Source organism: Pseudomonas sp. GW456-L12 (genome assembly GCF_059424045.1).
Genome location: NZ_JBWKZA010000006.1, coordinates 85,233 through 96,633, shown reverse-complemented (window position 1 = coordinate 96,633; position 11,401 = coordinate 85,233). Strand labels below are relative to the sequence as shown.

At 63.2% G+C, this 11,401-nt stretch carries 10 protein-coding genes; 1 reads left to right on the top strand and 9 read right to left on the bottom strand.

The annotated features are described in order from the left end of the window. Window positions 1-111: 111 nt before the first annotated feature. From AC07Y9_RS09995 to AC07Y9_RS09960, 8 genes are all read right to left on the bottom strand, one after another. Window positions 112-369: a hypothetical protein gene (locus AC07Y9_RS09995; RefSeq protein WP_009043616.1), complete on the bottom strand. Its 258-nt coding sequence runs from the start codon at window positions 367-369 to the stop codon at window positions 112-114. Then, window positions 366-572 carry a hypothetical protein gene (locus tag AC07Y9_RS09990; protein ID WP_007923224.1) on the bottom strand — a complete coding sequence of 69 codons (207 nt, stop codon included), beginning with the start codon at window positions 570-572 and terminating at the stop codon, window positions 366-368. The genes AC07Y9_RS09995 and AC07Y9_RS09990 overlap by 4 nt, the downstream gene beginning before the upstream one ends. 115 nt (window positions 573-687) lie before the next feature. Continuing rightward, window positions 688-813: a hypothetical protein gene (locus AC07Y9_RS09985; protein WP_007923222.1), complete on the bottom strand. Its 126-nt coding sequence runs from the start codon at window positions 811-813 to the stop codon at window positions 688-690. 212 nt (window positions 814-1,025) lie between these two features. Further along, window positions 1,026-1,205, bottom strand: coding sequence for a hypothetical protein (locus AC07Y9_RS09980; protein WP_007923220.1), 180 nt, complete (start codon window positions 1,203-1,205; stop codon window positions 1,026-1,028). A 167-nt stretch (window positions 1,206-1,372) separates the two neighbouring features. Then, window positions 1,373-2,545, bottom strand: a complete 1,173-nt coding sequence (locus AC07Y9_RS09975) for a lactonase family protein (RefSeq protein ID WP_102679352.1) — start codon at window positions 2,543-2,545, stop codon at window positions 1,373-1,375. Continuing rightward, window positions 2,532-2,825 (bottom strand): DUF5629 family protein, encoded by a 294-nt coding sequence (locus AC07Y9_RS09970; protein ID WP_102679353.1) that lies wholly within the window; start codon window positions 2,823-2,825, stop codon window positions 2,532-2,534. The genes AC07Y9_RS09975 and AC07Y9_RS09970 overlap by 14 nt, the downstream gene beginning before the upstream one ends. 271 nt (window positions 2,826-3,096) lie before the next feature. After that, window positions 3,097-5,472: an efflux RND transporter permease subunit gene (locus AC07Y9_RS09965; RefSeq protein WP_009043611.1), complete on the bottom strand. Its 2,376-nt coding sequence runs from the start codon at window positions 5,470-5,472 to the stop codon at window positions 3,097-3,099. 47 nt (window positions 5,473-5,519) lie between these two features. Continuing rightward, window positions 5,520-6,569 carry a WD40/YVTN/BNR-like repeat-containing protein gene (locus AC07Y9_RS09960; protein ID WP_102679354.1) on the bottom strand — a complete coding sequence of 350 codons (1,050 nt, stop codon included), beginning with the start codon at window positions 6,567-6,569 and terminating at the stop codon, window positions 5,520-5,522. 395 nt (window positions 6,570-6,964) lie between these two features. On the opposite strand from AC07Y9_RS09960, the gene AC07Y9_RS09955 reads away from it, so the two are divergent. Then, the gene (locus AC07Y9_RS09955; protein ID WP_102679355.1) at window positions 6,965-8,599 is read left to right on the top strand and encodes a SulP family inorganic anion transporter; all 1,635 of its coding nucleotides are present in this window, start codon (window positions 6,965-6,967) and stop codon (window positions 8,597-8,599) included. A 144-nt stretch (window positions 8,600-8,743) separates the two neighbouring features. Here the strand turns inward: AC07Y9_RS09955 and pepN are convergent, their stop codons facing one another. Next, window positions 8,744-11,401: an aminopeptidase N gene (gene pepN, locus AC07Y9_RS09950; protein WP_102679356.1), complete on the bottom strand. Its 2,658-nt coding sequence runs from the start codon at window positions 11,399-11,401 to the stop codon at window positions 8,744-8,746.

Sequence of the window (11,401 nt, the reverse complement as noted above, 5' to 3'; positions counted from 1 at the left end):
TCGCGAAAAAAACCACAACGATAACGCGATATGACGGATACATCGCCGCTGCGCGGCTATCGCGAGCAAGCTTCGCTCCTACAGAAGATTGTGTTGTTTCGAGAGTTGCATTCAGGCCAGCACACTGCACATCTGCAACGCCGAGCAATCGACGCTGAACGGACCGAAGAACGCGGCCTTGGGTTTGGCTGGCGGGTTGCCGGCCAGCAGGCCCAGGGCCTTGGCGGTTTCGATGTTGTGGGCGATGTTGTGATTGCATTCGATGGCCCGGGCCAGCGAGCCCGCCGAGCCCTGCCCTATCCCCAGCAAGGACGCGCCATTGGTCATGAACGCCAGGACGGCAATGACCCAGAACCTGCGTCCTTTCATAGCAGCGCCACTCCCGCATCCGCAGGGTGTTCGGCGGCTTGCGCGCGGTGCTCGAACTGGATGGCCGGGTAAGCGACTTGGATCGGCGGCTGCACTGCCGACGGGGTCTGGGCCGAGAGGCTGACCAGGAGGACCATGGCCAGGTACAGGCCAATGGCGACATAGGCGCCGCGCTTGGCAGAGGTGAGGATCGAGTGGGCCATGGTGGTCTCCGTGGGCATGTTTGCGTGCCCACAGAATCCGTTAAAAGCGCCCGTCGCAGAAACAACCTCGGTGCATAGTCACCATCAGTTGGATTGATCGTGAGTCCGCGGCCAATCAATCCTCAAGCAGGGTCAACATGCGCTCGCGGGAGGTTTCCGGCTCGCCTTCGACGGGCTGGGCAGCCGAGAGAATCGGGGTGGAATAGAGGAACAGAAGAACCACTGCCAGACGCATCGCCATGCTGTCGATCCTTGGAAAGGAGGAGTCAATTAATTAGCGTCAAATTTAAACATATGGCGATATGACATTACCAAGCTAATTTGCCTGGCATGAGGGAAAACGTCGCATACAGGTGATGCAGGAGCGACATCACTGCCTGTCCGCTGGATGAACGAGTCCATCCAGGGAAGCCAGTGACTTCGCTCCTGCATACCTGGGCATTGCGGGGAATTTCAGTGTTGGATCTTGTGATCCAGGGCGGCGTAGAAGTTGGCGCTCTGTTGCAGGTATTTCTGGGTGTAGGTGTTGGTCGCGGATTTTTTCTCGCTGATTTCCACGTTGGCGCTGGCTGGCAGGGCCACGGTAGCGGAGATGGCGGAAGCGGCGATCACGGAGAAGAGATTGAAGTTCATTGGGTAACCCTCGTATGCAGTCGGCTTGTTTGCCCGGAAGCCTTGATGCGCCGGGCCGTGAAGCAAAACTACGCCCGAGGGTTGGCGGGTTGAAATCTTTTCCAGCAGTAGCAGATATCAGCGTCATTAATAGAAAGGCTCAGGCCCCGTCAACCGGGGCCTGTGGCTTATTGACGCACCAGGAACTTGATATCGCTGGGTGAATCGAACGGCAGTTTCTGCACGGTCTTGCCGAGGAAACCGGTCTTGGCGTCGCGCTCGATCACCACGATTTCGTTGCTCTTCTGGTTGCCGATCAGCACGTACTTGTTGCTCGGATCGAGGCTGAACTCACGAGGGTGATCGCCCTCCACCGAACGGCGCTGGATCTCCTTGAGCTGGCCGGTGGCTTCGTCGATGGCGAACACCAGCAACTGATTGGCCGTGCCGCGGTTGCTCACGTACAGGTACTTGCCGTCTTTCGAGGCATGCAGCGCGCCCGCTGCCTTCTTGTCCTTGCCGCCGCTGGTCAAGTCGAGGATCTGCTTCTGGCTCAGCTTGCCGTCCTGGTAATCGAACATCACCACCTGGGCGCTCATTTCCAGGGTCAGGTAGGCGTGCTTGCCATCGGCGCTGAACAGCAGGTGCCGTGGACCGCTGCCCGGCGGCAGCTCGACGAACGCCGGCTCGGCCGCGGTCAGGGGGCGCTCGGCGTTGGCCTTGGGGTCGTAGCGGTAGACGAAGATCTTGTCCGCGCCCAGGTCGCTGGCGAACACGAACTGGCCGTCCGGCGACGACACCACCGAATGCACGTGGGCCGCCACCTGGCGCTCGGGGTTGACCCGGCTGCCTGGGTGGCTGCTGAGCTGGACCACCGGCGACAGCTTGCCATCGGCGCTGACCGGCACTACCGCGAGGCTGCCGCCCGGATCTTCGACCACCGAATAGTTGCTGACGAACAGGTAGCGGCCATCGCCGCTCAGGCTCGAATGCGTCGGCTCGTTGCCCAGGCTCTGCACCTGGTTGATCGGGCTCAGCTTGTGGCCCTTGGCTTCGATGCCGAAGCTGCTGACCCGGCCGATCGGGTCGGCTTGTCCTGGCCCGTTCTCGTTGACCACGAACAGCTGTTTCTGGTCTTTGGACAGGGTCAGCCAGGACGGGTTGGCGCTCTTGACCACCTGCAGCGGCTTGGCCTCGATCTTGCCGGTGCGGCCGTCGAACTTGAGGCGGTAGATGCCTTCGCTCTGGCCCTGGGTGTAGGAACCGACCAGCAGTTCCTGAGTCTCGACCGGCGCGGCCTGCACGGCCATGGCGCCGACACTGCCAGCCATCAGCAGTGGCCAGAAGTTACGCATCCTCATGTTCATCCTCCTCATCGTTACGGGCACTGAAAGCACTCATGCACACCAGGCGGTGCTCACCGCAATCGCCGACGATGGTCCAGCTCTGCAGGGTATCGTCGAAGGTCGCGGCGGTGACCTGGACCAGGCTGAAACTCCAGCGCTTGGCCGCGCGGCCGTCCATGCATTCGATCAGCAGCTGTTGGTCGTCAAGGGTGAAGTCGAAGGCATGCAGCCCGTCGATTTCCAGCATGTCGCAGGCTTGGAGGGCAGTCAGCAAAGTGTCTGTAGCGGCAGTCATGGTCGTCAGTCAGCAATGGAAAGCGGCCATGATAGCGGGTCCGGCGCGGCGCGGCTGTAGTGGCATTGCAAAGTTCGCCATCTACTGCCCCCTGTAGCCGCTGCCGCAGGCTGCGCCAGGGCCGAAGGCCCTCCTGGGCCCGGAAGACCGCCGCGACCGTGCCAGTCGATCGTAGCCTCGCGGGCTCGGCAGCGGCTACAGGGACCGATGAGCCTTGGCGGGCAATAAAAAACCGCGACCTGGGTCGCGGTTTTGGTTGATGCCTCGAAGCTTAGTGGGCGAACAGCGAGTTACCCTTCTGCCCCGCCAGTTTCTCCGGCTTGATCAGGAACCGCGCCAGCGCCGGCAGCAGCCACAGCGCGCCGAACATGTTCCACAGGAGCATGAAGGTCAGCATCAGGCCCATGTCGGCCTGGAACTTGATGGCCGAGAAGATCCAGGTAGCCACGCCGATGGCCAGGCACAGGCCGGTGAACAGCACCGCCTTGCCGGTGGATTTCAGGGTCTGGTAGTAGGCCTCCTGCAACGGCAGGCCGGCACGCAGGAAGCTTTCCAGGCGGCTGTAGATGTAGATCCCGTAGTCCACGCCGATCCCCACCCCGAGCGCCACCACCGGCAAGGTCGCGACCTTCACGCCGATGCCCATGAACGCCATCAGCGCGTTGCCCAGCACCGAAGTCAGCACCAGCGGCAAGACGATGCACAGGGTTGCCGCCCACGAGCGGAAGGTAATCATGCACATCACCGCCACGCAGATGTACACCAGCACCAGGATGGTCAGTTCCGAGCGCTTGATCACTTCGTTGGTGGCCGCCTCGATCCCGGCGTTACCCGCCGCCAGCAGGAACTCCAGGCCCTCCTTGTTGTGCTCCTTGGCGAACTCCTGCACCGCATGCACCGCGCGGTCGAGGGTCTCGGCCTTGTGGTCGTTGAGGAATATCAGCACCGGCGCCAGCGAGCAGTTGTTGTTGTACAGGCCGTCGGCCCGGGCGATGGAGTTGTTCAGCACATCCGGGTTGCGCGACAGGGTTTCCCATTTCAGGTTGCCCTCGTTCATGCCCTTGATCATTTGCTTGGACACGGTCACCAGGGAAATCGCCGACTGCACGCCCTCGGTGTTCTGCATCTTCCACATCAGCTCGTCGATCGGCGCCATGGCTTCGTAGCGCGAGCAGCCTTCGGAGGCGGTCTTGACCATCACCACCAGCACGTCGGAACTGGTGGAGTAGTTGTTGATAATGAAGTTGTTGTCCTTGTTGTAGCGCGAGTCCGGACGCAGCTCCGGCGCGCCCTGGTCGAGGTCGCCGATCTTCAGGTTCTGGCTGTACCAGAGGCCACCACCGAAGGCCAGCAGGGCCAGGAAGATCGATACCGGGGCGACTTTCGGGCTGGCGAAATTCGACAGCAGGCGCCAGAACGGATGCTCGCGGGTGGCGTCCTTCTTGCTGCGCTCGATCGCGCGCTTGCTGATGCCGACATAGGAAATCGCCACCGGCAGCAGGATCAGGTTGGTGAACACGATCACCGCCACGCCGATGGACGCGCCGATGGCCAGTTCGCGAATCACCCCGATGTCGATGATCAACAGGGTGATGAAGCCCACGGCGTCGGCGAGGATCGCGATCATCCCCGGCAGGAACAGCTGGCGGAAGGTGCGCCGGGCCGCGGTCAGGGCGTTGTCGGCACCGCTGGATTGCAGGGCGATACCATTGATTTTCTGCACGCCGTGGGAAATACCGATGGCGAAGATCAGGAACGGCACCAGCATCGAATAAGGGTCGAGGCCAAAGCCCACGGCGTGCATCAGGCCCAGCTGCCAGACCACCGCCACCAGGGTGGTGATGAGCACGGCGATGGTGCTGCGGATGCACCAGGTGAACCAGTACAGCAGCACCAGGGTGATCAGGAAGGCGACGCCGAAGAACATCACCACCATGATCAGGCCGTCGATCAGGTCGCCGACCTTCTTGGCGAAACCGACGATATGAATCTTCACATTGGGGTTCTGCGCCTCGAACTTGTCGCGGATCTTTTCCTCAAGCTCGTGGGAGAACTTCTGGTAGTCCAGGGCCAGCAACTTGCCCTGGTCCTCTGGGTCCGGGTAGGACTCCAGCAGCGGGATGTCGACGATGCTCGACTTGAAGTCGTTGGCCACCAGGCGCCCGACCTGGCCCGACTTGAGCACGTTGTTGCGCAGCAGGTCGAGGCTGTCGGCCGAGCCGTTGTAGCTCTGCGGGATCACTTCGCCGCCGGCGAAGCCCTCCTCCGTCACTTCGGTCCAGCGCACGCTGGGGCTCCACAGCGACTTGAGGCCCGAGCGGTCGACGCCGGAGATGTAGAACACCTCGTCGTGGATCTGCCGCAGCGTCTCCATGTACTCCTTGGTAAAGATGTCGCCGTCCTTGGCTTCCACCGAGATACGCACGGTGTTGCCCAGGTTCGCCAGGTCGTTGCGATGCTCCATCATTTTCTCGATGAAAGGATGCTCGAGCGGGATCATTTTTTCGAAGCTGGTGGACGGCTTGATCAGCGTGGCCTGCCAGAACAGGAAAACGCTGACCAGCAGGCAGATGACGATCACTGCCGGGCGGTTGTTGAAAATCAGACGCTCGAGAAACGTCGCCTTGTCGGTTTGATGACTGCTCATGGAAGTGTTCCCGCCTTCTTATTATTGGCCCGGCTTGCTTGCCCTGATTATTTTCCGAGATCGGCGCCATTCGCCGAGGTCGAGCGCACACCGCCCTGCCCCGCCAGAATCAGGTTGCCATTGCCGGCCGCCGTCACCGCTGCCAGGGAGATCCGGTCCGGACGGTTGTAGACGCTGAAGGTCACGCCGTTGTCGGTGCTGCGCACCACGCTGCCGCCGTTGCCGACGATCACCAGCGAGCCGTCGTCCAGCAGCGTGGCGCCGGACAGGCCGAACTCCAGGCTGCCGCGAGCCGCCTTGAGCTCGACCTGTTCCCAGGTGCTGCCGAAATCGGTGGAACGATAGAGGTTGCCGCGCAGGCCGTAAGCCAGCAGCGTGGCGGGCTGGGCGGTGCCGATCACGCCGAAGAACGAACCTTCATAAGGGCCTTCGAGGCGTTCCCAGGTCTGCCCCCAATCGGCGGAGCGGAACATGCTGCCCTGCTCGCCGACGATGAACAGGCCGGAATCCTTCACCGCGGCGATGGCGTTGAGGTGGTATTGGTCTTCGTTGTCCAGGCGGTCGCTGGCGTCTTCCCAGTGCTTGCCGCCGTCGGTGGTGGCCAGCAGCGCGCCGTAGGCACCCACGGCAAAACCGTTGCTGGTGTCCTGGAACCACAGGTCCAGCAGCGGCGCTTCGCGCTTGAGGTCTTCGAATTGCTTGGTCCAGGTCAGGCCGCCGTCTTCGCTGGCGAGCACCTGGGCATCGTGGCCGACGGCCCAGCCGTGCTTGGCGTCGACGAAATACACTGCGGTCAGCAGTTGCCGGGTCGGTACCTTGGCCTGGGTCCAGGTCTGGCCCTGGTCGTCGGAATAGAGAATGTGCCCGCGATCGCCAACGGCGACCAGGCGCGAACCTGCATGCACGACATCGAGCATCAGGCCCTTGCTGGCCTTGGCCGATTCGGTGGAATAGACAGTGTCCGCCGCGGAAGCAGCGGCCTGGACCGGGGCCGGCAACAGGGCGACCCCCAACAGCGAGAGCGCTGTAGCCAGCAACGCAAATCTGCGCAAGGCCGGCGGGCGGCAGGAACTCACACCCATGACAGGCTCACTCATAGACCTTTCCCCCATTTATTATTGTTAGGTCGTTCAACCTTTACAGGGCGCCGTTCGGGGCATGGGATCCAGGACACCGTCCTGAAACCTGCAATCTAGAGCCCCTTCGGAAGCTGACCTATCCTATCGGGCTTTAGAAACGTCTGACAATCGACGCCACGTTATCTTTTGTTAACCACCGTACCCCGCCTGGAACCTGACTGCTCAGTCGATACTGAGGCAACGTACGAAGCGTAGCTGAGGCTGGAACACCAACGCCGCGGACTGCGCCCCTCGATCCCCAAGCATCTGCAGCCGATAGCCGCGCAAAGACTGATTCAGGCCAGCGGCCGCGCCTCCTGGCTTTGGCTATGATTGAGCTGCGTGGTCTGCAAGCCGGACTTCAGGAGTGAGCCATGATTGCCATACGCGAGGCGTGGAAAGCCGGATTGCTGGGACGCGCGCACTGGGCCCGCAACCTGGTGTCCGGGGTGATTGTCGGCGTGGTGGCGCTGCCGTTGGCCATGGCCTTCGCCATCGCCTCCGGGGTCAAGCCTGAACAGGGGATTTACACCGCCATCGTCGGCGGCCTGCTGGTGTCGCTGTTCGGCGGCAGCCGCTTGCAGATCGCCGGGCCCACCGGGGCCTTTATCGTGATTCTGGCCGGGGTCACCGCCAAGTACGGGGTCAACGGCCTGCAACTGGCGACCATGATGGCCGGGATCATCCTGTTCCTGCTGGGCATCAGCCGCCTGGGGGCCCTGATCAAGTTCATCCCGGACCCGGTGATACTCGGCTTTACCGCCGGGATCGGGGTGATCATCTGGGTCAGCCAGTGGAAGGACTTCTTCGGCCTGCCCGCCGTCGGCGGCGAGCACTTTCACCAGAAGCTCTGGCACCTGCTGCAAGCCCTGCCCGACCTGCACCTGGCCACCACCCTGCTGGCCTTGCTCAGCCTGGCGCTGTTGTGGGGCGTGCCCAGGGTCGTGCAACTCAAACGCCTGCCCGCGCCCCTGGTCGCCATGACCCTGGCCACGGCCCTGCAGTCACTGTTCCAGTTCGACGGCGTGGCCACCATCGGCAGTGCCTTCGGCGGCATTCCCCAGGGCTTGCCGGCGCTGCAGCTGCCCGAAATCAGCCTGCCCCGGGTGCTGGACCTGATCGGCCCGGCCTTCGCCATCGCCATGCTCGGCGCCATCGAATCGCTGCTCTCGGCGGTGGTGGCCGACGGCATGGCCGGCACCCGCCACGACTCCAACCAGGAACTGATCGGCCAGGGCATCGCCAACCTGGCCACGCCGCTGTTCGGCGGATTCGCCGCCACCGGCGCCATTGCCCGCACCGCGACCAATATCCGCAACGGCGGCAGCAGCCCGCTGGCGGGCATCGTCCACGCGCTGGTCCTGGTGTTGATCATCCTGTTTCTCGCGCCGCTGGCGGCCAATATCCCGCTGTGCGCCCTGGCCGCGATCCTGTTCGTGGTGGCCTACAACATGAGCGAGCTGCACCACTTCAAGCGCATGGTGCAACGGGCGCCCCGGGCGGACGTGGCGATTCTGCTGGCCACCTTTACCCTCACGGTGTTCAGCGACCTGGTGATCGCGGTGAATATCGGGGTGATTCTGGCGATGCTGCATTTCCTGCGGCGCATGGCCTCCTCGGTGGAGGTGCAACAGGTGGTGGAACAGGACCTGCAGCACGAGCTGCACGGTAACGGCCAGTTGCATCTGCCACCGGGCGTGCTGATCTACACCATCGAGGGGCCGCTGTTCTTTGGTGCCGCGGAGACTTTCGAACGAGCGCTGGCCCAGACCCACAGCGACCCGCGGGTTCTGATCATTCGCCTGAGACACGTGCCTTTCATGGACATCACGGGCTTGCAGATGCTGGAGGAAGTGATTGGCCAGCTGCATAAACGCGGGATCGTGGTGAAGCTGTGCGAAGCCAACCTCAAGGTCCACACCAAGCTTGAGCGGGTCGGCATCCTGCACGCCATCGGCGCGCAGAACTATCACCCTGACCTGAGCAGCGCCCTGACCACCACCCTGTAGCCGCTGCCGCAGGCTGCGAACGGCCCGCAGGGACGCAAGAGGCTGGACGGGAGATCGTCAGGCAAGCCCCTGCGGGGCTTTTCGCAGCCTCGCAGGCTCGGCAGCGGCTACAGCTGTCGAGCCTACATAGGCCCAAGCCCGGCGTCAGGCGAGGCTTTTGCTCACGACCTCAAAGACATCGCTGGACAACTCGCCGGAAGCGCGGATGCGTTCCAGCTCGCCTTTCATCAGCGCCTGGCGGGCGCCGTCGTATTTGCGCCAGCGGGTCAGCGGCGCCAGTTGCCGCGAAGCGATCTGCGGGTTGAAGCCGTTGAGCTGGATCACCAGGTCGGCCAGGAAGCGATAGCCGGAGCCGTCCGCGGCGTGGAAGTTGATCAGGTTCTGGCCGGCGAAGGCGCCGATCAGCGCGCGTACCTTGTTCGGGTTCTTGATGTTGAACGCCGGGTGCTGCATCAAGGCCTTGACCCGCTCCAGCCCGCCCGGCAGCGTGCTGCCGGCCTGGACGCTGAACCACTGGTCCATGACCAGGGCGTTGTCCTTGAAGTGCTCGGCGAACACCGCCAGGGCCTTGGCCTTCTCGGCCTCGAACGGCGAGTTGACCAGCACCGCCAGCGCGGTCAGGCGCTCGGTCATGTTGTCGGCGGCGTCGAACTGTTCGATGGCCGCCGCCAGCACTTGCGGTTTCTCGGTGAGCATCAGGTACGACAGCGCGATGTTTTGCAGGGCGCGGCGAGCGAAGTGCGCGGACTCGGCCACATAGGCGGTGGCCTTGGAGACCTCGCGATTGGCCTGGTAACGCTTCCACAATGCATCGAACAGGCGGTCGGCCAATTGCTGGCGGGCGAACTCGCGCGCCACGTGAATGGCCTCGACATCCGCCACTTCGCTGATCTCGGTCAGGTAGGCCTCGCCCGGCAGCGAAAGCATTTCCGCGACCATGGCCTGGTCCAGGCTGTCATCGGCCAGCAGCGTAGCCAGCGCGGTGACCAGACGCTGGTCCAGCACCAGCGCCTGGCCCTGCTGATGCTGGGCAATCAGGTCTTGCAGCACCTGCACCGCCAGTTGCTGGCCGGCGTCCCAACGGTTGAAACCATCGCTGTCGTGCTGCATGAGGAACATCAGCTGGTCGCGGTTGTACGGGAAGCTCAGCTTCACCGGCGCCGAGAAACCGCGCAGCAAGGACGGCAGTGGCTGTTCGGCGATGTCGACGAAGGTGAAGGTCTGCTCGGCTTCGGTCACCGAGATCACCCGCGAAGTGCCTTGCGCGGCGGCTTCGCCAGCCAGGCGCAGGGCAATCGCCGCGCCCTTGGCGTCCAGCAGGCCCAGCTCGACCGGAATCACGAACGGCAGTTTTTCCACCTTGTCCGGGGTTTGCGGGCAGCTCTGGCGGAAGGTCAGGCTGTAGGTCTTCGCCTTCGCGTCATAGGCCTCGCTGACCGCCAGGCGTGGGGTGCCGGCCTGGCTGTACCAGCGCTTGAACTGGCCCAGGTCGATGCCGTTGGCGTCCTCCATGGCCTTGACGAAATCGTCGCAGGTCACGGCCTGGCCGTCGTGGCGTTCGAAGTACAGGTCGCTGCCCTTGCGGAAGCCTTCGGCGCCCACCAGGGTGCGGATCATGCCGACCACTTCCGAACCCTTCTCGTACACGGTCAGGGTGTAGAAGTTGGAGATCTCGATAAAGCTTTCCGGGCGCACGGCGTGGGCCATGGGGCCGGCGTCTTCGGCGAACTGGTGGGTGCGCAGGTAGGCCACGTCCTGGATGCGCTTGACCGTGCGCGAGTTCATGTCCGAGGAGAAGCCGGCATCGCGGAATACCGTGAAGCCTTCCTTGAGCGACAGCTGGAACCAGTCGCGGCAGGTCACGCGGTTGCCCGACCAGTTGTGGAAGTATTCGTGGGCGACGATCGCCTCGACCCGCTGGTGCGCGGCGTCGGTGGCGGTTTCGGCGCGGGCTAGCACGGCGCTGGAGTTGAAGATGTTGAGGCCCTTGTTCTCCATGGCGCCCATGTTGAAGTCGTTGACCGCGACGATCATGAAGATGTCCAGGTCGTACTCACGGCCGTAGGTCTGTTCGTCCCAGCGCATGGACTTCTTCAGGCTGGTCATGGCGTGCTGGCACTTGTCGATGTTTTCCGGCTCGACGTAGATGCGCAGCGCGACTTCGCGCTGGTTCATGGTGGTGAAGCTGTCCTCGACGCACCACAAATCGCCCGCCACCAGGGCGAACAGGTAGGCCGGTTTCATGAACGGGTCTTCCCAGGTCGCCCAGTGCCGGCCGTCTTCGCCCGGCCCGCTGGCGATCGGGTTGCCGTTGGACAACAGCACCGGGTAGCTGTGCTGCTCGGCCACCACGGTGGTGGTGAACTTGCTCATCACATCCGGGCGGTCGAGGTAGTAGGTGATCTTGCGAAAGCCCTCGGCCTCGCACTGGGTGCAGAACATGCCGCCGGACTTGTACAGGCCTTCCAGGGCGGTGTTGCTTTCCGGGTGGATCTTGACGCTGGTGTCGACGGTGAAGGATTCACTGGTCGGCTGCAGGGTCAGGTGGTTGGCGCTCAGCTGGTAATCCGCGGCTGTCAGCTCGCGGTCGCCCAGGGACACCGACAGCAGCTCCAGCTGCTGGCCGTCGAGCACCAGCGGCGGCAGGCCGGCGCCATGCGCCGGGTTACGGCGCATCACCAGTTGCGCATGGACCAGGCTGTGGTCCTCGAACAACTCGAAGGTCAGGTGCGTTTCGTCGATCAGGTACTCGGGCGCCTGATAGTCCTTCAGGTAAATCATCTTCGGTTGTTCGGTGCGCAT

Excerpts from the sequence above, each read along its gene's own strand:
- AC07Y9_RS09990 (WP_007923224.1), bottom strand. The coding sequence starts at position 572 with ATGGCCCACTCGATCCTCACCTCTGCCAAGCGCGGCGCCTATGTCGCC.
- AC07Y9_RS09995 (WP_009043616.1), bottom strand. The coding sequence starts at position 369 with ATGAAAGGACGCAGGTTCTGGGTCATTGCCGTCCTGGCGTTCATGACC.
- AC07Y9_RS09985 (WP_007923222.1), bottom strand. The coding sequence starts at position 813 with ATGGCGATGCGTCTGGCAGTGGTTCTTCTGTTCCTCTATTCCACCCCG.
- AC07Y9_RS09975 (WP_102679352.1), bottom strand. The coding sequence starts at position 2,545 with ATGAGGATGCGTAACTTCTGGCCACTGCTGATGGCTGGCAGTGTCGGC.
- AC07Y9_RS09980 (WP_007923220.1), bottom strand. The coding sequence starts at position 1,205 with ATGAACTTCAATCTCTTCTCCGTGATCGCCGCTTCCGCCATCTCCGCT.
- AC07Y9_RS09970 (WP_102679353.1), bottom strand. The coding sequence starts at position 2,825 with ATGACTGCCGCTACAGACACTTTGCTGACTGCCCTCCAAGCCTGCGAC.
- AC07Y9_RS09965 (WP_009043611.1), bottom strand. The coding sequence starts at position 5,472 with ATGAGCAGTCATCAAACCGACAAGGCGACGTTTCTCGAGCGTCTGATT.
- pepN (WP_102679356.1), bottom strand. The coding sequence starts at position 11,401 with ATGCGCACCGAACAACCGAAGATGATTTACCTGAAGGACTATCAGGCG.
- AC07Y9_RS09960 (WP_102679354.1), bottom strand. The coding sequence starts at position 6,569 with ATGAGTGAGCCTGTCATGGGTGTGAGTTCCTGCCGCCCGCCGGCCTTG.
- AC07Y9_RS09955 (WP_102679355.1), top strand. The coding sequence starts at position 6,965 with ATGATTGCCATACGCGAGGCGTGGAAAGCCGGATTGCTGGGACGCGCG.